This is a genomic window from Actinoplanes lobatus, from assembly GCF_014205215.1.
In the GTDB taxonomy this organism is placed as follows: Bacteria; Actinomycetota; Actinomycetes; order Mycobacteriales; family Micromonosporaceae; genus Actinoplanes; species Actinoplanes lobatus.
The window spans coordinates 5155760-5175323 of record NZ_JACHNC010000001.1; the positions used below are offsets into that span (position 1 = coordinate 5155760).

18 protein-coding genes and 1 pseudogene are annotated in these 19564 nt (G+C 71.7%); 13 read left to right on the plus strand and 6 right to left on the minus strand.

Annotated elements, in window-relative coordinates:
• Positions 1-4 precede the first annotated feature (4 nt).
• The 6 genes from BJ964_RS23760 to BJ964_RS23785 all read left to right on the plus strand — a co-directional run bounded on the left by BJ964_RS23760 (position 5) and on the right by BJ964_RS23785 (position 7961).
• The gene (locus tag BJ964_RS23760; protein ID WP_188122732.1) at positions 5-766 is read left to right on the plus strand and encodes an N-formylglutamate amidohydrolase; all 762 of its coding nucleotides are present in this window, start codon (positions 5-7) and stop codon (positions 764-766) included.
• A 48-nt stretch (positions 767-814) separates the two neighbouring features.
• Complete coding sequence (locus BJ964_RS23765; RefSeq protein WP_188122733.1) at positions 815-1144, plus strand: STAS domain-containing protein; 330 nt, start codon at positions 815-817, stop codon at positions 1142-1144.
• Complete coding sequence (locus BJ964_RS23770) at positions 1137-1514, plus strand: ATP-binding protein (protein ID WP_188122734.1); 378 nt, start codon at positions 1137-1139, stop codon at positions 1512-1514. Before BJ964_RS23765 ends, BJ964_RS23770 begins: the two co-directional genes overlap by 8 nt.
• An 85-nt stretch (positions 1515-1599) precedes the next feature.
• Positions 1600-3948: a rhamnogalacturonan lyase family protein gene (locus tag BJ964_RS23775; protein ID WP_188122735.1), complete on the plus strand. Its 2349-nt coding sequence runs from the start codon at positions 1600-1602 to the stop codon at positions 3946-3948.
• Between the two features lie 67 nt (positions 3949-4015).
• Positions 4016-4873: a hypothetical protein gene (locus tag BJ964_RS23780; protein ID WP_188122736.1), complete on the plus strand. Its 858-nt coding sequence runs from the start codon at positions 4016-4018 to the stop codon at positions 4871-4873.
• A 193-nt stretch (positions 4874-5066) separates the two neighbouring features.
• Complete coding sequence (locus tag BJ964_RS23785; protein WP_188122737.1) at positions 5067-7961, plus strand: glycosyl hydrolase; 2895 nt, start codon at positions 5067-5069, stop codon at positions 7959-7961.
• Here BJ964_RS23785 and BJ964_RS23790 read toward each other — a convergent pair.
• Complete coding sequence (locus BJ964_RS23790; protein WP_188122738.1) at positions 7958-9460, minus strand: PP2C family protein-serine/threonine phosphatase; 1503 nt, start codon at positions 9458-9460, stop codon at positions 7958-7960. The genes BJ964_RS23785 and BJ964_RS23790 overlap by 4 nt on opposite strands.
• A 69-nt stretch (positions 9461-9529) precedes the next feature.
• Here BJ964_RS23790 and BJ964_RS23795 point away from each other — a divergent pair, with 69 nt between their 5' ends.
• Positions 9530-9802 carry a hypothetical protein gene (locus tag BJ964_RS23795; protein WP_188122739.1) on the plus strand — a complete coding sequence of 91 codons (273 nt, stop codon included), beginning with the start codon at positions 9530-9532 and terminating at the stop codon, positions 9800-9802.
• A 207-nt stretch (positions 9803-10009) separates the two neighbouring features.
• On the opposite strand, the gene rho is transcribed toward BJ964_RS23795, so the two are convergent.
• Complete coding sequence (rho, locus tag BJ964_RS23800) at positions 10010-11095, minus strand: transcription termination factor Rho (protein WP_229807427.1); 1086 nt, start codon at positions 11093-11095, stop codon at positions 10010-10012.
• 181 nt (positions 11096-11276) lie between these two features.
• Here rho and BJ964_RS48110 point away from each other — a divergent pair.
• Positions 11277-11516, plus strand: a pseudogene (locus tag BJ964_RS48110) (helix-turn-helix domain-containing protein); the annotation flags it as partial.
• Between the two features lie 112 nt (positions 11517-11628).
• Here the strand turns inward: BJ964_RS48110 and BJ964_RS23810 are convergent.
• The 3 genes from BJ964_RS23810 to BJ964_RS23820 are packed head-to-tail and all read right to left on the minus strand — an operon-like array spanning position 11629 to position 14326.
• Complete coding sequence (locus BJ964_RS23810) at positions 11629-12483, minus strand: L,D-transpeptidase (protein ID WP_188122742.1); 855 nt, start codon at positions 12481-12483, stop codon at positions 11629-11631.
• Positions 12484-12524: 41 nt separating this feature from the next.
• Positions 12525-13673, minus strand: coding sequence for a sensor histidine kinase (locus tag BJ964_RS23815; protein WP_188122743.1), 1149 nt, complete (start codon positions 13671-13673; stop codon positions 12525-12527).
• Positions 13670-14326, minus strand: a complete 657-nt coding sequence (locus BJ964_RS23820) for a response regulator transcription factor (RefSeq protein WP_188122744.1) — start codon at positions 14324-14326, stop codon at positions 13670-13672. Before BJ964_RS23820 ends, BJ964_RS23815 begins: the two co-directional genes overlap by 4 nt.
• Before the next feature lie 117 nt (positions 14327-14443).
• Between BJ964_RS23820 and BJ964_RS23825 the strand changes: the two genes are divergently transcribed.
• The 5 genes from BJ964_RS23825 (at position 14444) to BJ964_RS23845 (ending at position 18846) form a co-directional block, all read left to right on the plus strand.
• Positions 14444-14899 (plus strand): hypothetical protein, encoded by a 456-nt coding sequence (locus BJ964_RS23825; RefSeq protein WP_188122745.1) that lies wholly within the window; start codon positions 14444-14446, stop codon positions 14897-14899.
• Entirely contained in the window at positions 14896-15954 is a 1059-nt protein-coding gene (locus tag BJ964_RS23830; RefSeq protein ID WP_229807428.1) for a peptidoglycan-binding protein, read from the plus strand. Before BJ964_RS23825 ends, BJ964_RS23830 begins: the two co-directional genes overlap by 4 nt.
• Entirely contained in the window at positions 15951-16619 is a 669-nt protein-coding gene (locus BJ964_RS23835) for an ABC transporter ATP-binding protein (protein WP_188122747.1), read from the plus strand. Before BJ964_RS23830 ends, BJ964_RS23835 begins: the two co-directional genes overlap by 4 nt.
• Before the next feature lie 11 nt (positions 16620-16630).
• Complete coding sequence (locus tag BJ964_RS23840; RefSeq protein WP_188127120.1) at positions 16631-17806, plus strand: ABC transporter permease; 1176 nt, start codon at positions 16631-16633, stop codon at positions 17804-17806.
• A 95-nt stretch (positions 17807-17901) separates the two neighbouring features.
• The gene (locus BJ964_RS23845) at positions 17902-18846 is read left to right on the plus strand and encodes an S-4TM family putative pore-forming effector (RefSeq protein ID WP_188122748.1); all 945 of its coding nucleotides are present in this window, start codon (positions 17902-17904) and stop codon (positions 18844-18846) included.
• A 4-nt stretch (positions 18847-18850) separates the two neighbouring features.
• Here BJ964_RS23845 and BJ964_RS23850 read toward each other — a convergent pair whose 3' ends face one another.
• A complete protein-coding gene (locus BJ964_RS23850; protein ID WP_188122749.1) occupies positions 18851-19477 on the minus strand; it encodes a TetR/AcrR family transcriptional regulator in 627 nt (208 codons plus the stop codon).
• Between the last annotated feature and the right edge of the window lie 87 nt (positions 19478-19564).

Genomic DNA, 19564 nt, shown 5'->3' on the forward strand with positions numbered 1-19564 from the left:
CGCGGTGGCCTTCGACGTCCTGCCCGGTGACTCCGCGTCGCCGGTGATCCTGCACGTGCCCCATTCCTCCCGGAACATCGTTGAATCCGGGTTGTATCCGGACATTGTCGCCGAGGAATTGGACCACCTCACCGACGCGCACACCGATCTGATCGCGCTCGGCGCCGCCGAGACCGCGGCCAGGAGGCCGTGGATCTTCATGAACCGGCTGTCCCGCCTCGTCGTCGACCCCGAGCGGTTCCCCGACGACGAGATGGTCCGGGCCGGCATGGGGCCGGTCTACACCCACGGCCACGCCGGCCGGCGGTTGCGCGACGACGACCCCTCGCGCGACGCGAAACTCCTTCACGAGCACTTCCGTCCGTACGCCGAAGCGATGACCCACCTCGTCGACGACCGCCTGGCCGCGACCGGGCGTGCGGTGATCCTCGACGTGCACTCCTATCCGACGGCGCCGCTGCCGTACGAGCTGCACGCCGACGGCCCGCGCCCACCGGTGTGCCTGGGCACCCATCCGCTGCACACCCCGGACCGGTTGCTGGCCGCGGCCCGGGCGGCGTTCGGCGAAACCGGCCTGAACAGCCCGTTCGCCGGTTGCTACGTTCCGCTCAAGCACTACGACCGCGACCCGGCCGTCTCCGCGCTGATGGTGGAGATCCGCCGCGACCAGTACATGGCCGAGCCGGGCGGCCCGCCGGTCGAGGGGATCGACCGTCTGGCCCGGGCGCTGGCGATGCTCGTCGATGCGGTTCCGGCGCCCCGGTGACCCGCCCGGGTGGCAGCGTTCCGGTTGATGGAGTGACATGATGACCCGGTGGTGAACTTCGAGGCGAGGACATCCGCCGGCGACGGCCGCGTCGTCGTGGCTCTCGCCGGGGAGTGCGACCTGGCGACCCGCGAGCAGTTGACCGCCGTCCTGCTCGACGCGGTGAACCAGGCTCGCCTCGTGTTCGTCGACATGGCCGGGCTCACCTTCATCGACTCCAGCGGCGTGCACAGCCTGGTCATCGCGCATCACGCCGCCAAGCAGACCGGCGGGCGGGTCTACGTGCTCAACGCCACCGGCCCGGTCGCCGCCGTCCTCGAGCTCACCGGCCTCGACACCCTGCTGCGCGCTCCGTCCGAAGAGCGCCGTCATGTCTGAGACCGTCGATGGGATGTCGTACCACGTACCCGACGATCTGCGGGCCGTCCGCGCCTTCGTCACCGAGCGGGCGCTGGCGCTCGGGCTGCCCGAGGCCCGGCTCGACATGCTCACCCTCGCGGTCAGCGAGCTGACCACCAACACGTTGCAGCACACCAGCGGCGGCGGCCACATCCGGGTCTGGGTGGAGGAGGGCCGCCTGGTCTGCGACGTCGTCGACCAGGGGTCCGACCGGCCGTTCGGGCGCGCCATGCCGTCGGCCGAGGCGATCCGGGGGCGCGGGCTGGCGATCGTCGAGCGGGTCTGCGACGCCGTCTACACGACCGCGGTTCCGGGCGGCACTCTCGTACGGATCTGCCTGAATCTCTAGATTTTCTGTTATCGCCCGGTGGTGCGGGCATCTACGCCGGTGGACCCCCGTCCATCCCCCGCATCCCCAGGCGAAAGGCAACCCCATGTCCTCACCCCGACCCCGGCGGCTACGCCGGGGCCTGATCGCGGCCGGCGTCCTCGCGGTCGCCGTCCCGGCGGGCATCGTGACCGTCTCCATGATCCCCGCGGCCGCGGCGACGACCCCGGTCGCCGGCGGCGTCTACACGCTGGCCTCCGGATCCAGCGGCAAGTGCGCCGACGTGGCCGGCGCGTCCACCGCCAGCAGCGCGCTGCTCGTCCAGCTGGCCTGCAACGCGGCCACCACCAACCAGCAGTGGACCGCCAAGCAGCAGAACAGCGGGCAGTTCCAGCTGGTCAACGGCAACAGCACCCGGTGCGTCGACGTGCCGAGCTCGACGACCGTGTCCGGCACCCAGCTCCAGCAGTACAGCTGCGGCGACGCCACCAAGAACAACCAGCTGTGGACGTTCACGGCGTCGACCGCGGCGGCCGGCAAGTTCCTGGTCAAGAGCGTGGCCAGCGGCCTGTGCATCAGCAACAAGGACGGCTCGACCGCCGGCAACAACCCGATCGTGCAGGAGACCTGCTCGGACGTGGCCCGGATGCAGTGGTCGTTCAACTACGTCTCCGGGCCGACCGCCACGCCCACCACGCCCACCGAGTCCGGCCGGCAGATGGAGGACCTGGACCGGGGTCTGATCAGCGTCCGCTCCGGCACCGGCAACCTGGTGTCCTGGCGCCTGCTCGGCACCGAGGCGGCGGCCACCGGCTTCAACGTCTACCGGTCCGGCACGAAGCTCACCGCGACGCCGGTCACCAACTCGACGAACTACCTGGACGCGGGCGCCGCAGCGGACGCCACGTACACGGTCCGGGCCGTCGTCAACGGCGCCGAGCAGGGCGACTCGCCCGCGTCGCTGACCTTCGGCAGCGGCTACCTGGACGTGAAGCTCCAGGTTCCGGCCGGCGGGACCACCCCGGACGGCGTCGCCTACACCTACTCGGCCAACGACGCGTCGGTCGGTGACGCGGACGGCGACGGCGACTACGAGATCTTCGTGAAGTGGGATCCGTCCAACTCCAAGGACAACTCGCAGTCCGGGTACACCGGCAACGTGTACGTGGACGCGTACACCCTCCAGGGCACCCGGCTGTGGCGCATCGACCTGGGCAGGAACATTCGGGCCGGCGCGCACTACACCCAGTTCCAGGTGTACGACTACGACGGCGACGGCAAGGCCGAGATCGCCATGAAGACCGCCGACGGCACCGTCTCCGGCACCGGCGTCACCATCGGCTCGGCCGGCGCCGACTACCGCAACTCGTCCGGCTACATCCTGTCCGGGCCGGAATACCTGACCATGTTCAGCGGTCAGACCGGCGCCGCGCTGTCCACCGTCAACTACACCCCGGCGCGCGGGACCGTGAGCAGCTGGGGCGACTCGTACGGCAACCGGGTCGACCGGTTCCTGGCCGGCACCGCCTACCTCGACGGCGCCCGCCCGTCGCTGATCATGGCGCGTGGCTACTACACCCGGGCCGTCATCGCCGCCTGGGACTTCCGCAACGGCACCCTCACCAGCCGCTGGACCTACGACTCCGGGACCAGCAACACCGGGGCGTACGGGCAGGGCAACCACCAGCTGTCCATCGCCGACACCGACGCCGACGGCAAGGACGAGATCATCTACGGCGCCGCGGCGATCAACGACAACGGCACCCTGATGTGGCGCAGCGGCTTCGGCCACGGCGACGCCCTGCACGTCGGCGACCTGATCCCGTCCCGGGCCGGCATCGAGGTGTACCGCCCGTCCGAGTCCACCTCGCAGCCGGCCGACGCCATGCTCGACGGGCGCACCGGCGCGGTCATCTGGTCGCACGCCTCCTGCGGCTGCGACAACGGCCGGGCCGTGGCCGGTGACGTCTACGCCGGCAGCGCGGGCGCCGAGGCCTGGTCGTCCGCGGTCGACGGGCTGACCAGCACCACCGGCGCCAACGTCGGCCGCAAGCCGTCCTCCACCAACTTCCTGGCCTGGTGGGACGCCGACCCGGTCCGCGAGCTGGTCGACGCCACCCGGGTCGACAAGTACGGCACCAGCGGCGACACCCGCCTGCTCACCGCCTCCGGCGTCGCCTCCAACAACAGCACCAAACAGACCCCGGCCCTCTCCGGCGACATCCTCGGCGACTGGCGCGAGGAGATCGTCTGGCGGCTCTCCGACTCGTCCGCGCTGCGCATCTACAGCACCCCGGCCGTCACCGACCGCCGGATCCACACGCTGGCCCACGACTCGCAGTACCGGGTCGCGCTGGCGTGGCAGAACACCGCGTACAACCAGCCGCCGCACCCGAGCTTCTTCCTCGGCGACGGCATGACCACCCCGGCCCAGCCGAACATCTACGTTCGCTGAGTCCCGGCCCCGGCGCCGGGGAGGAAAATCGTCGCGGCGCCGGGGCACCCCGGTCCATCATGGCCGGATGGACCTTCCGTTCGACGTCGTGCCGGCACCAGGTCGCCCGCCGCTGCGGTTCGAGGTGGCCGGCAGCCGGCTTCTGGCGATCCGGCAGGGCGACGACCCGGTGGTTCTGGGCCGCATCGACGACGGCCACTATGGCGTCGACTATGTGCGCACCGGGCGCTACCGGTCGCCGGTCCCGCCTCTGCGAGCCGCCCATGCGGCCGGTCTCGCTGCCGACGGTGGTGAGACCTGGTGGGCGCGGTGGGCGCATCACTTCCGGTCAGAGCTGTCCGATTCGGCGTACGGGCCACTGCACGCCGGTCGATGGCTGCTGAGTTCCCGTGTGCCCCGGTTGCGCCGGGGGTGGCGGTGGGAGCTGTACGCGGCGGACGAGGGCTACGTCGACTACGAGGGTGACCGGCCGCTGTTGCCACTGCGCACGCCGGTCGGCCCGGGAGATGGCCGGGTCAAGGCCTATCGGAAGCAGGCCCGGGACGGCAGCCTGCCCCCGGTGCTGATCTGGTGGGTCAGCTGCCTGTGCGGGTATGTGGTGCTGGACGGGCACGACCGGCTGGCCGCCGCTCTCGCCGAGGACCGCGAACCGCCGTGGCTCGAGCTCACCCGCGTGGACCCGATCAAGGCCGCCGCGGTCACGCGCATGGTCGTCGACCGCTACCTGGAGCGCGAGGCGATCATCCGGCGCAGTCCGGGAACCGCGCCGGCGCTGACTGTTCTCGGACAGCGCTTCGGGGCGGACCTTCGTGAAGCCGAGCACGACGAAGCCCGTACCCGAGCGTGGCCTCTGGCGGGAGGAACCGTGGCCTGGACGCGCGCCGCCGAGGAGTGCGCGCCCGGCTGGCTCACGTCTCTTGGTTAGAGATCCTTCTTGGTCGAGGTCCGACCACAAAGGGTTTATGGCTCGGGGTTCCGTGGGGGCGCGGGGGTCTCCACGCCGGACCGCTGAGAAGCTTGTTTAAAAATTCTGAAACATTGACGACATCCACTGTACGCATTTACCGTTCTGAGTCAGAGAGCGCTCTCACGAGCGGGCCGGACGCAGTGGAGGCGTGATGGGATCTGTCAGCGGGCGGGCCCTCGTACTGACCGCCGTCGCGGCTGTCGTGGCCGGATCGGGGGCGGTGGCCGTCAGCGGGACGGCGGACGCGGCCACCGTCGGCGCGGGTGGCTACACCGAGACCCTGCCGGCCGGCGCCGCCCTGCCCACCGGCTGCGGAGACCTGGCCACGAACCCCCGCCAGTTCATGACCGCCGATGCGCCGCCCGGCCCGGTGCCGACCAACGACTGGTGGTCGTCGCTGGTCTACAAGAAGTTCGACTGCGCCTACAGCGAGAACCTGCACGCGCATCCGACGAGCTACGACACCACCGCGGGCGGGCTGGGCTTCTCCTACAACACCACACCGCAGATCAGCGGCTCGTCCACCGGCGTCGGCGAGTACCACTACATCTACCAGGAGGACTTCACCGCCGGGGTGACCGGGCTGAACGCCCCGCGGACCCTGGTCGACTCCTGGACCGACTGGACCGTCACGCCGTACTGGAGTGACGGCACCCGGACCATGAAGGCGACCATCGGGCACGGGCTGCCGTTCGCGTACTTCCAGATCACCGGCGGCAACGCCCAGATCACCGCGAAGAGCACCCCGACCGTCTGGTCCAACAGCGGAGCGCGGATCGGCTACTCGGTCGCCGGCAAGGACTACGTCGCGTACGCGCCGACCGGGGCCACCTGGACGGTCAGCGGCACCGTCATCACCTCCACCCTGGCCGGCAAGGGCTACTTCTCCATCGCGGTGCTGCCGACCACGCCGGCCACCAGCGTCACGGACAAGACCGCCCTGGCCACGAGCTTCGGCACGTACGCGCACAACCACGTCACCGGCACCCAGATCTCGTACGCCTACCACCAGGCCACCAGCCGGGTCGCCACCACGTACGCCTACACCACCACCGCGCGCGAGGGCTCCGGCACCGGGACCGTCGCCGGCCTCTACCCGCACCAGTGGCGGGCACTGACCGGCGCGACACCCGCCGCGCAGACCTATGTCACCGCCCGCGGCGCCATGAAGCTGCTCGTCGGCGCCTCGTCGTACACCACCTCGGCGGTCTACCAGGGAGTACTGCCCGAGGTGCCCGCGGTCGCCGACAGCGGCGGGGCCGACCTGAGCACCCTCAACGCCTATCTTGACCAGGTCAAGGACAACCCGGTCAACGTGCTGGGCAACGACACCTACTGGACCGGCAAGGCGCTCGGCGCCGGCGCGCGGATCGCGGAGATCGCCGACCAGCTGGGCCGCACCGACGTACGGGACACCGCGCTGGCGGCCATCCGCGCCAAGCTGACCGACTGGTTCACCGCCACGGCGGGCGAGACGGGGAAGCTGTTCTACTACGACCGCAACTGGGGCACGCTGATCGGCTACCCCGCCTCGTACGGCTCCGACGCGGAACTCAACGACCACCACTTCCACTACGGCTACTACATCGCGGCCGCCGCGACGCTGGCCAAGTTCGACCCGTCCTGGGCGACGGGCGCCAACTACGGCGGCATGGTGGACCTGCTGATCCGCGACGCCAACAACTACGACCGTGGCGACAACCGGTTCCCGTACCTCCGGGACTTCGACATCTATGCCGGGCACGACTGGGCGGCCGGGCACGGCGCGTTCTTCGCCGGCAACAACCAGGAGTCGTCGTCGGAGGGGATGAACTTCGCCAACGCGCTGATCCAGTGGGGGCAGGCGACCGGCGACACCGCGATCCGCGACGCCGGCATCTTCATCTGGACGACACAGTCGGCCGCGATCAACGAGTACTGGTTCGACACCCGCGACGAGAACTTCCCGTCGGCGTTCGGCCACGGCACGGTCGGCATGGTCTGGGGCGACGGCGGCGCGTACGCCACCTGGTTCGCCTCCGCGCCCGAGCAGATCCACGGCATCAACATGCTGCCGGTCACCGGTGGGCACTTCTACCTGGGTGACGACCCGGCGTACGTCAGGCGCAACTATGCCGAGATGGTCACCAACGCCGGGCACGAACCGGCCCTCTGGCCGGACATCGCCTGGCAGTACCTGGCGCTCGGCGACGGCGACGCGGCGCTCGCCAAGTTCCGGGCCGGCAGCGGCTACACCCCCGAGGAGGGCGAGACCAGGGCTCACACGTTCCACTGGATCCGCAACCTCGCCGCCCTCGGCACGACCGATCTCACCGTCACCGCCGACCACCCGCTCTACCGGGTGTTCAGCAAGAACGGCGCGAGGACGTACGTCGCGTCCAACATCACCGATGCGCCGCTCACGGTGACCTTCTCGGACGGCAGGGTGCTGGCGGTGCCGGCCGGGCAGACGGTCGCCGGCGGCGCGGTGAACTGGTCCGGCGGCAACGCGACCGGCGGCGGGATCAACCCGACTCCTACCACCCCCACGACCCCCACCAGCCCTACGCCGACCACGCCCACGCCGACCCCGACCACCTCCAGCCCGGTCCGGTACCTCCAGGCGGGTGGCGTGCTGGCGGATGCCGCGGGTACGGCCGGCACCGCGACCGTGGCCAAGGCGTCGGGCGCCAACGACAACCAGCCGCACTCGCCGATCACGTTCACCGCGACCGGGCTGACCATGGCGTACCGCTCCGGCGCCGCGACCGCGTTCAGCATCTCGGTGGACGCGGGCACCTCGGTCGGCAACGCCACCCAGGTCCGCGTCTCGTACGACCTGACCGGCAACGGCAGCTTCGACCGGGTCGAGACGTACCGCTACTTCGCCACCGACCCGGTCACCGGATGGGAGCGGTACACCGGCGCCGTCGGCCAGGTCACCACCACGGGGGCCTTCGGCGACCTGGCGAACGGCACGGTCAAGGTGGAGATCTGGAGCGCCATCGGCTCCGCGGCGAGCACGGTGTCGCTGGGCGAGCTCTCCACCGTGACCCTGCCCTACTAGCTCAGCACCCGGACGGCGAGAGTGCAGGTGTCGTCGTACGGGCTCGGGGCGTAGAGCAGCCGGTGGAGGCGGGGCAGCGGCGCCGTGCCCGGGTCGGCGGAGACGGCCGACAGGTGGCCGCGGACCTCCGCCGACCGGCCGTCGATGCCCAGGCCGCGGCGCTCCACCAGGCCGTCGGTGAAGAACAGGACCAGGTCGCCCGGCTCGAGTTCGGCGCTCACCTCCGGGAAACTCGTCTCCGGCTCGGCGCCCAGCAGCAGACCCGGCGGGCGGTCCAGGTCGTGGCTCGTGCCGGCCCGGCCGAGCATCGGCGACAGGTGGCCGGCCCGCGCCCACGGCAGCGAGCGGGTCCGCGGGTCGTAGAACGCCACCAGCGCGGTGCCGGTGATGCCGAGCTGGGCGCACAGACGGTTCATGTGCCGGAGCAGCTCGCCGGGCGCGTGGATGCCGATCGACAACCACGCCACCAGGGCGAACCGCAGATGCGCCATCCCGCTGGCCGCCTCCAGACCGTGCCCGGCCACGTCACCGATGGCCAGCACCACCCGGCCGTCCTCCAGGGTCTGGGCGTGGTACCAGTCGCCGCCCACCTGGACGGCGCTCTCGGCCGGCAGATAGCTGACCATCGCCTCCAGCCCGGCCAGCGTGAACGGCGCTGACGGCACCGGCTGGATCATGTTCTGCAACTGGCCGGCCAGACGGTGCTCGGCCAGCGCGGTCATCTCCCGGGTCCGCAGTTTGTCGCTGAGCCGCTCGATCTCGGTCCGCGAGTCGACCCGCGCCGTCACGTCCTGCACCACGGCGTAGATCTTCACCGGCACCCCGGCCGCGTCCCGGGCCACGTCGGACAGGATCCGCAGATGCTTGGCCTGCTCGCCGATCAGGAACCGGACCGTCACGTCCGAGGTGGCGCCGCTGTCCAGCGTCTGCCACGCGGTCTCGGCGATGCCGCGGTCGTCCGGCAGCATGGCCCGCGCCTGATCGGTACGCGACAGCGGCCCGTCCGCCGGGTCCCGGCCGAAGATCCGGTACATCCCCGGGGACCAGTCGCTGCGGCCGGTGACCAGGTCGTACTCCGCCCAGCCGAGACTGCCCAGCACCTCGGTGTGCTCCAGCCGGCGCTGGTGCTCGTCGACCCGCTCCCACCAGATCAACAGCCCGCCCAGCACCCGGTAGACACTGATCTCGAAACGGGACTCGGCCACCGCGCCGGTACGCGTCTCCTCGTGGCGGAACTCGTCCATCCGCCCCGGGGCGCCGGTCTCCAGCACCTCGGCGTACAGATTCCACAACGGACCGCCGACCAGCGACGGGTACAGCTCGCCGAGCAGACTGTCGACCCGCTGGGCGCCCCGGCCGAAGATGTCCCTGGTCCGCTCGCTGGTCGCCGCGATCCGGAAATCCCGCAGCTCACCGGAGGGTCCGCGAACGGGCACAACCCAGGTGCAGCCCACCGGAATCGCGGCGAGCAACTCCCGCACCACGGACTCGTCCGCCATCCGAGCAGCCTATCGGTGCCGAGGGCGGTCGGGTGTCACCATCCTGCTGTGGACGTACTTCTTCTCCTGATGCCGTTCTTCTTGATCCTCTTCGTGCTGGTGGGCGCGCAACTCGGCAACGCTTCCCGGGATCGTGCCCGGACGAGCGCACGCCTGGCCGCCGTCGAACGCAAGCTCGACCTGTTGCTCGCCCACCTGAACGTGGCCGATCCCGACTCGGCCTACCCCGACGTGCTGGACCATCTGCGCAACGGCCGCAAGATCCAGGCGATCAAGGCATATCGCGAGCACACCGGTGCCACGCTCGCCGACGCGAAGGCAGCCATCGATCGCCTGACCTGAGCTGTGCCTGATTGCTCCGCTTCGCTCCGCGGCAAAACGCCTTGTAACCGGTGTCGAGGCAGGCGATTTCCCGCCGCAGCACACCCCGCTGCGTCGGCAAATCGCTTGCCTCGACACCGGCGGCGTTTTGCGGGGACGTTGAGTGCACCGCCGTAGGGGTGGGGTGGGCGTTGCGTGGGGGTGAGAGGACGGCGCGGGGGCTTTGCGTCACGCGTACGGTGAATTGGTTTTGATCTTGTGTAGGTAGACCGCGTTGCTGGGCGTTGCGCGAAGCTGTTTTAGCAGCTGGGCCATGTTTTCGCGGCCGGACAGGGCGCGGCGCAGGCGGGCGGTGGCGGCGAGTTCGTCCGGGTGCAGGAGCAGCTCGTCGTGGCGGGTGCCGGAGGCGGGCACGTCCACGGCCGGGAAGATGCGGGCCTCGGCGAGTGAGCGGTCCAGTTTGAGTTCGGCGTTGCCGGTGCTCTTGAACTCCTCGAAGATCACGCCGTCCATGGCCGAGCCGTTCTCCACCAGGGCGGTCGCGATGATCGTGACCGAGCCGCCGCCCTCGAAGGCGCGCGCCGCGCCCAGCAGGCGTTTCGGCGGATGCAGGGCGGAGGTGTCCAGACCGCCGGTGAGAGTGCGGCCGCGGGCCGGCGCCAGCAGGTTGTGGGCGCGCGCCAGGCGGGTGATCGAGTCGAGGAGCAGGACGACGTCCTCGCCCTGTTCGGCCAGGCGTTTGGCGCGTTCGGCGGCGAGTTCGGCGATGTGGGCGTGCTCGTGCGGCGGGCGGTCGAAGGTCGCGGCGATCACCTCGCCCTTCACCGAGCGGCGCATGTCGGTCACCTCCTCGGGACGCTCGTCGATCAACAGGACCATGAGGTGGCATTCGGGATGGTTGCGGGCGATCGCCCGGGCCGTCTCGTGCAGGATCGTGGTCTTGCCGGCCATCGGCGGAGCGACGATCAGGGCGCGCTGGCCCTTGCCGATCGGCATGAACAGGTCGATGACGCGGGTGGTCAGCAGGTGCGGTTCGGTCTCCAGGCGCAGCCGCTCGTGCGGATGCACCGAAGTGCGCTGGTAGAAGTCGGGCCGGGGGCCGGGTGGGCGGCCGTTGACCGCGGTGAGCTGGAGTTTCGCGGGCCGGCCGGTGGCCTGGCCGGTGATGTGGTCGCCGCGGCGCAGGTGCAGGCGGCGCATCTCGGACGTGGCGATCGGCAGGTCGGTGGGGGACGGCGCGTAACCGTCGGTACGGATCCAGGGACGGTCGTCGACGAGATCGACGAGACCGTCCACGGGGACGGGACTGGTCATGGTGGGACTCGTTTCGAGAGAGCGCGCCGACGGCGCGGAAAGCCGGTGAACGGCTCGGGGAGGTGGATCAGCGGGGGCGATGAGAAACGCCTGCATCCGGGATCCGGTTGGGCCTACCGTAGCACCGCCGGGCGCGCCGGGCCATGATGGCAGCGGACGAGTCGGCGAAGGGAGACGGGGCATGCCACTGTTGCGGCGGGTCATCGGGGCGGTGCTGCGGCGCATCCGGCTGGGTCAGGGACGGACGTTGCGGGAGGTGGCCGCGGCGGCCGGGGTTTCGCTGCCGTACCTCTCCGAAGTGGAGCGCGGCACCAAGGAGGCGTCGTCGGAGGTGCTCGCGGCGATCTGCCGGGCGCTCGGCCTGCCGATGCCGGATCTGCTCGACGAGGTGCGCCGGGAGATGCTGCGCGAGGCGGCGCCGACTACAAAGCACGCGTCGAAGATGATCACGCGGCTGGCCGCGAACCGGGGCGGCGGTGGGCCGCGGTGTTCGGTGGGGCGGTGGGCGCGCTGCGCCTCGGTGGCGCAGCCGGTCAGGCTGTGACCACGACCGGGGTGCCCGGGTCCAGCTGAGCGAGCAGTTTCCGCTGGACCGCGGCCGGTGTGCGGACGCAGCCGTTGGAGACGTCCTTGCCGAAGACCGAGCTGTTCGCCCACGCGTGGATGCCGGTGTGCGCCTTCTGGAGGCCGGCCGCCATCTTCTCCGGGTCCTCCGGGACCGAGCCGAGCACCAGCGCGTCCAGCCCGGCGTAGACGCTGCCGGACGTGCCGGTACGGCCCATCACGAAGGTTCGGCCGAGCGGTGTGGGGGTGGCGCCGGTGCCGATCGCCACGGTCCAGTGGGCCTGCTCGGCGCCTTCGCGCAGCCAGGTGAGGCGGCGTTCGCCGAGGTCGACGACGAGCTGGTCGCGCAGCGGCTCGGACTGCCAGCCGGCCTCCGGCACCCAGCCGACGGTGCGGTTGGCGGCCGGGACCAGCACGGCGGCCCAGCCGTTCTGCCGGGCGACGATCGGGACGACGACCGGCAGGCCGCTGATCCGGGGTGGCAGCCAGGCGCGGGGGCGGCCGCCGGGGGCGTCGTACAGCGCCATCCTGGTCTGCGGGCGCAGCGCCTCGGTGAGGGCGGTCGCCGACTCCGGGTCGGGGTCGGCGGGCAGGCCGCGCGGGCCGTCCGCGTAGGCGATCACCGGCAGGCCGTCCGGCGGCTCGGAGGCGGCCGGCACGGTCGTCGCGGTGGCGCTCGGCACGGTGGCGGCCGATGGCGGGGCGCTGAACGTGGCGCGGTCCGGCTCGTTTCCGCGGGCCAGCCCGACCGCCACGACCAGGGCGGCGATCAGGGTGGCCGCCGTCAGCAGCAGGAGGTTGACGCGGGTCCGGCTGGTCGGCATCCGCCCAGGGTAACGTTGTCCCGTTAGAGGTAATTACGGCCCTATCCGCCCGTGGGCGGCAGCGTGACCGTGACGACCAGCCCACCGCCGTCGCGCGGGTGAGTGGTGACCGTGCCGCCGTGCGCCTGCGCGACCGACCGGACGATCGACAGGCCCAGCCCGGAGCCCTTGGCCGAGGTGATGCGGTCCCCGTCCAGGCGGCGGAACGGTTCGAACAGGGTCGGCAGGTCGTAGGGCGGCACGACCGGCCCGCTGTTGCTGACCGTGATCGACGGGCCGGGGCCGCTCTCCACCCGTACCCAGCCGCCGGGACCGGTGTTGTGCCGGAGGCCGTTCTCCACCAGGTTGCGGGTCATCTGTTCGAGCAGCAGCCCGTCGCCGACGGCCGGGGCCGGCCCGGCCACCACGGTGACCTTGACGTCGGCGGTGGCGGCCTCGGCGGCGGTCTGCTCGGCCACGTGCACGACCACGTCGGCCAGGTCGACCGGGGAGTGGTCGGCCAGCTCCTGTTCGGATCGGGCGAGCAGCAGCAGCCCCTCGATCAGCCGCTCGTGCCGTGCGTTGATCTTCAGCAGGTCCTCGCCGAGGCGCAGCACGTCGGGGGAGGCGGTCCGGCGGTGCATGGCCAGCTCGACCAGGGCCCGGTTCAGGGTGAGCGGGGTACGCAGCTCGTGCGACGCGTTCGCCACGAACCGCCGCTGCGTGTCGAAGGTGTGCTCCAGCCGCTCCACCATGCTGTCGAAGGTGTCGGCCAGTTCCTTCACCTCGTCGTCCGGGCCGTGCAGGTCGATCCGCTGGTGCAGGCCGCGCTCGCTGGCCGGGGCGGCGGCGATCCGGCGGGCCGTCGCGGTGACCCGGTGCAGCGGGCTCAGCATCCGGCCGGTCAGCGTCCACGCGAACGCGAACGCGACCGCCGCCACCAGGACGAACGCCACCGCCTCCATCTGGAGCAGCGAGCGGCTCACCTCGGCGGCCTGCGCCTCCACGAACCGGTCGGCGGCCTCACCGGTGAGCGTGACGTCGTTGACGAGCAGGATCCTCTTCAGCTCCCCGTTGCCGCTCGGCGGCATCAGCGAGAACGGCAGCTTCTGGCGGAACAGCACGTAGGTGATGCCGAGCAGCACCACCCCGGCGATCATGAAGAAGCCGAAGTAGACCAGGGTGAGCCTCAGCCGCAGGGTCGGTCTCATGAGATCCGGTACCCGACGCCGGGCAGGGTCTCGATCACCTGCGGGTCACCCAGTTTCCGGCGCAGCTTGAGGATGGCGAGCCGGACCGCGCCGGTGAACGGGTCGGCGTTCTCGTCCCAGGCCTTCTCCAGCAGATGCTCGGCGGAGACCACCGACCCGTCCGCGCGCAGCAGCTCGAACAGCACGGCGAACTCCTTCTTCGACAGCGAGACGTACCGGCCGTCCCGGGTGACCTCGCGGCGGGCCGGGTCCAGGGTGATGCCGGCCCGGCGCAGCACCGGCGGGCTGCCCGGCCGGGTGCGGCGGCCCAGCGCGAGCACCCGGGCGGCCAGCTCCGGCATGGCGAACGGCTTGGTCAGGTAGTCGTCGGCGCCCAGCGACAGCCCGCCCACCCGGTCGGTGACCTCGGCGGCCGCGGTCAGCATCAGGATCCGGGGCTCGGCGCCGGCCGACACCATCCGGCGGCACACCTCGTCGCCGTGCACCCGGGGCAGATCGCGGTCCAGGATCACCACGTCGTACTCGTTGACGTCGACGCGTTCCAGGGCGGCCGCGCCGTCGCCGGCCACGTCGACCGCGTGGGTCTCCTCCCGCAGCCACTCGGCGATCGCGTCCGCCAGCAGCTGCTCGTCCTCCACCACCAGGATCCGCATGCGCCCGATGCTGCCACCCGCCGCGTTTCCGCGCTGTTGGCATGTCGGCAAACGCTCCGGAAACGGCCCGCCGCGTTGCATCGGGGCCCGAGTTCCCCTTTCGAAGGAGAAGAGATCATGCGGTTGGCAATCGTGGGTGTGGCGCTCGCCCTTGTGCTCGGTGGCTGCGCCGGCGGGGAAGAGCCGTCGACGGCGCCTTCTTCCGACCCGGACGCCCGCAATCTGAGGTTCGCCCAGTGCCTGCGGGAGCAGGGTCTGGACGTGCCCGACCCGGAGCCGGGCAAGGGCATGCTGCTCAAGTTCGGGCCGGACAGCGACCAGCGGAAGGTGCAGGCCGCCATGGAGGCCTGCCGCGAGTGGGCGCCGTCCGGGGTGACCGGCGGCGGCGGTCCGGCCGACCCGAAGCAGGACGAGCGGATGCGCGAGCAGTCCCAGTGCATGCGCGACAACGGGGTCGAGGCCTTCCCCGACCCGGAGAACGGCCAGATCCGCATCGACGGCAGCGCCGCCGAGGACCCCGACTTCGAGGCCGCCGAGAAGGCATGCGCGTCGATCATGCAGGGCAGCCGGTGAGTGGCCGCATCCGCACGGTCGTCGCCGGGGTGGTGGTGATCGCCTCGGCGGGGACGGCCGCGGTGCTGGTGGCCCGCCCCGAGGCGGGCGCCGGTTCCGGCGCCGGGAACCGGCTTCCGCCGGCCGGCGCCACGGTCAGCCGGCAGACGTTGCGCGAGTCGGTGGAGGCCGACGGCGAGTTGGGGTACGGGCCGACGCGCACCGCCGCGGCCCGGCGGAACGGGACCGTCACCTGGTTGCCGGACAGCGGCGCGACGGTGACCCGCGGGAAGCCGCTCTACCGCATCGACGACGATCCGGCCGTGCTGATGTACGGCACGACTCCCGCGTACCGGTCGTTGTCTCCCGGCGCGGAGGGCCGGGACGTCGCCCAGCTGGAACGCAACCTGACCGCCCTCGGCTACGACGGCTTCACCGCCGACGACGAGTACACCGCCTCGACGGCGGGCGCGGTCGAACAGTGGCAGGAGGACAACGGCCTGCCGGAGACCGGGGTGGTCGCCCTCGGCCAGGTGGTGTTCGCCTCCGGCGCGGTCCGGGTGGACTCCCTGATCGCTGAGGTGGACCAGGCCGTCGGGCCGGGCCGGGACCTGCTCACCTGGACCGGCACCGGCAAGGTGATCACGGTACGCCTGGACGTGTCGGACGCGGCCGTGGCGAAGGTGGGCGCGGCCGCCGAGGTCACCCTGCCCAGCGGCAGGACCACGGCCGGGAGGGTCACCGAGACGGCCACCGTCATCGAGCCCGCCGAGAAGGCCGGCGACGACCCGACCACCGAGGCCGAGGTGCAGGTGACCCTCACCGATGCCAAGGTGGCCGCGGGACTCGGGTCGGCGGCCGTGGACGTCACGTTCACCGCCGCAGAGCGCAGGGACGTGCTGACCGTGCCGGTGGCGGCGCTGCTCGCGGCGCCGGGCGGCGGCTTCCTGGTCGAGGTGGTCGACGGCGCCGCGGTACGCCGGGTGCCGGTGCGGACCGGACTGTTCGCCGACGGCCGGGTCGAGGTCACCGGGGACGGGCTGGCCGAGGGCATGACCGTGGGGGTGCCCGGATGATCGAGCTGATCGAGGTGTCCAAGACCTACCCGGGCGGGGTGACCGCGCTGGACCGGGTGACCGCCCGCGTCGAGCCGGGTGAGCTGGTGGCCGTGGTCGGCCCGTCCGGTTCCGGCAAGTCCACCGTGCTCCACCTGATCGGCACCCTGGACCGGCCCACCTCCGGCACGGTCCGCATCGACGGCCACGACGTGGCGGGACTGTCCGACCGGCGGCTGTCGGCGTTGCGGGCCACCCGCATCGGGTTCGTCTTCCAGCAGTTCCATCTGGCGGCCGGGACCAGCGCGCTGGACAACGTCGCGGACGGTCTGCTCTACCAGGGGATCCGGCGCGCGGAACGGCGGCGCCGGGCGGCCGGGGCCCTGGACCGCGTCGGCCTCGGCCATCGGCTGCGCCACGATCCGCACGAGCTGTCCGGCGGGGAGCGCCAGCGGGTGGCGATCGCCCGCGCGGTCGTCGGCCGTCCGCCGCTGCTGCTGGCCGACGAGCCGACCGGGGCGCTCGACTCCCGCTCCGGGGAGGGTGTCATGGAACTGCTCACCGAACTGAACGAGGCCGGCACCACGGTCGTGATCATCACGCACGACCGGGAGATCGCCGCGTCGCTGCCCCGCCAGATCCGGATGCGTGACGGCCGGGTCCTCGCCGAGCGGGTGACGGCGTGAGGCCGGCCCGGATGCCGTTCGCCGACGTGGTCCGGGTCGGCGGGGTGGGCCTGCGGACCCGGCCGATGCGGGCGTTCCTGTCCGCGCTGGGCATCGCCATCGGCATCGCCGCGATGGTCGCCGTGGCCGGGATCTCCTCGTCGTCCGGCGCCGGGCTCGACCGCGCCCTGTCCGCGCTCGGCACCAACCTGCTGACCGTCCAGCCCGGCAACACCATCCTCGGCGAACAGGCGGAACTGCCGCTGGAGGCGGAGTCGATGATCGAGCGGGTGGACGGGGTGGAGCGGCTGTCCGCCATCGGCCGGGTCGACGGCGCCAAGGTGTACCGGTCGGCGGAGATCCCGGAGGCGCAGACCAACGGCCTGGTGGCGTACGCGGCCCGGGAGAGCCTGCCCGGCACGGTCGGCGCGACCCTGCACGACGGGGTCTGGCTGAACGCGGCGACCGGCGGCTACCCGGCCGTGGTGCTCGGCGAGGACGCTGCCCGGCGGCTCGGCATCGGCGCGGCCGGCCCGGACACCCAGATCCTGGTCGGTGGCGTCCGGTGCACCGTGACCGGCATCCTGGACCCGGTGCCGCTCGCCGCCGAACTGGACAGCGCCGCCCTGCTCGGCTGGCCGGCCGCGACCCGGTGGCTGGACTTCGACGAGCACGCCACCACGGTGTACACCCGGTCGGTGGAGAGCCGCCTGGAAGCGGTGCGCGAGCTGCTCCCGGCGACCGCGAACCCGGCCGCCCCCAACGAGGTGAGCGTGTCCCGGCCGTCCGACGCGCTGGCCGCCAAGCAGGCCACCAACCAGGCGTTCGCCGGGCTGCTGCTCGGTGTCGGGGCGGTGGCGCTGCTGGTCGGCGGGGTCGGGGTGGCCAACACGATGGTCATCTCGGTGCTGGAGCGGCGCCCGGAGATCGGTCTGCGGCGGGCGCTGGGAGCCACCCGGGGGCAGGTGCGGGTCCAGTTCCTGGCCGAGTCGCTGCTGCTGTCGGCGCTCGGCGGGACGGGTGGCGTGCTGGTGGGGGTCGTCGTGACGGTCGGTTACGCCGCGTACAAGCAGTGGCCCTGGGTGATTCCCGAGTGGGCGCTCGCCGGAGGGCTGGCCGCCACCCTCCTCATCGGCGGGGTGGCAGGGCTCTACCCGGCGGTACGCGCCGCTCGGCTCTCCCCGACGGCGGCCCTCCAATCGCCTTAAACCTTACCGCTATCTGGAGATATAGAAGAACATTTCTGCAATCTGGAGCTAATCTTGGCGGTATCCGATGTGATCCGTGGCAGGCGGTGGCGCGCATGTCCGAGCGGAGATCAGTGGTGCGGCAGCGGCAACTGGAGCCGACGCTCTGTCACCTGATTCGAGCAATGACGGTGTCGCACGCCCGGGTTCGCCGTCTCGCTGCGCTACGGATCGCCATCTCGGTCACACTCGCCGCGATCGGGCTCTGCACGGTCTTCGCCGGGTCGCTGAACTCGACGCCGTTCATCCGCTCGCTGAGCATCACGGTGACGGTGGCCGGGGCCCTGTGGGCGCTGATCTACTCGTTCGGGCTGGCGTCCTGGGCGCACCAGGAACTGCGCCGGGCCGCGCTGCTCCAGGAGGCCTTCGAGGTGCGGCTGTTCCATCTGCGGTGGAACCACGTGCTGGCCGGTGACGAGGTGCCGGCCGAGGACGTGCACAAGCTGAGCAGCCGGTTCCGCGGTTCGGAGACGTCACTGCGGGCGTCGTACGCGATGCCGAACCTGCCGTCCCCGTTCGACGTGCTGATCCGCCAGCAGCTCAACCTCGCCTGGGGCGGCCGGGTCCGCCGCCGGTACGCCAAGGCGGTCATGGTCGGGCTGCTCGCCTGGGCCGCGATCGGTCTGCTCACGGCGATGCTCCGCGGCTCGACGGTCACCGACTTCGTGGTCCAGTGGTGTGTCCCGTCGCTCGGCATGCTGATGCTCGGCTGGGACACGTTCCGCGAACAGCGCGGCATCTACGACGAACGGCGCCGGGTGGCCCGCTGGTCCCGGAGCCGCTGCCTGCAGACCGCGGCGGCCGCCCAGGACCCGGTGGTGACCCAGGATCTGTGGCTGCTGGCCCGGCAGGTGCAGGACCAGCTGTTCCTGGCCCGGCGGCGGGCGCCTCGCGTACCGTCCTGGTTCTTCCACCGCTACTTCGTCCAGGACAGCAGCGACTTCACGGCCGGTCTGGCCGAGACCCGCCGCGACCTGCTGAACGCGGGCCTGCACCGCTGATGCGTCAGGGGCGATGTGACCCGAGGCGGGCGGCGAGGCCGTCGACGAACATCAGCAGGGCGAACTCGAAACTGTCCCGGTCGACCGCGTCGGCGTGCTCGCGCAGCCGGTGGGCGTCGCCGAGGGACGGATAACGATCCAGGTAGACCTGCACGTCGTCGACGAACCCGCGGGAGAAGGAGCCCATCGCCGCGCCCAGGACCAGGTATTTCGTCGAGGCGCCGATCATCGTGGCCTCCCGGGGCGGCCAGCCGGCGGCGACCAGGCCGCCGTGGATGGCGTCGGCGCGGCGCAGCGAGGCGTCCCGCTGGCCGGGGCCGCGGGCCAGGAACGGGACGATGTTGGGGTGCTCGGCGAGCGCCGCCCGGTAGGAGCGGGCCCAGGTGAGCAGGCCCTCCCGCCAGCCGTGGATGAAGGCGGTGACGTCCACCTTCTCCATGATCTCGCTGGCCACGTCGTCGAGCAGCTGCTCCTTGGTGAGGTAGTGGAAGTACAGCGCGGGGGCGCTCACCCCGAGGGCGGCCGCCAGCTTGCGCATGCTCAGCCCGTCCAGCCCGTCCCGGTCGATGATCTCCAGCGCGGAGGCGCGGATGCCGGCCTGGCTCAGCAGCGGCGTCGTCGGCCGGGGCATGCGGTCCTCCCGAGGGGCCTGGTTCAACTAACGGTGTTAAGTTAGCATGGCCCGAGAAACCTGACAGTGTTCAGTTAATCCAGGGGG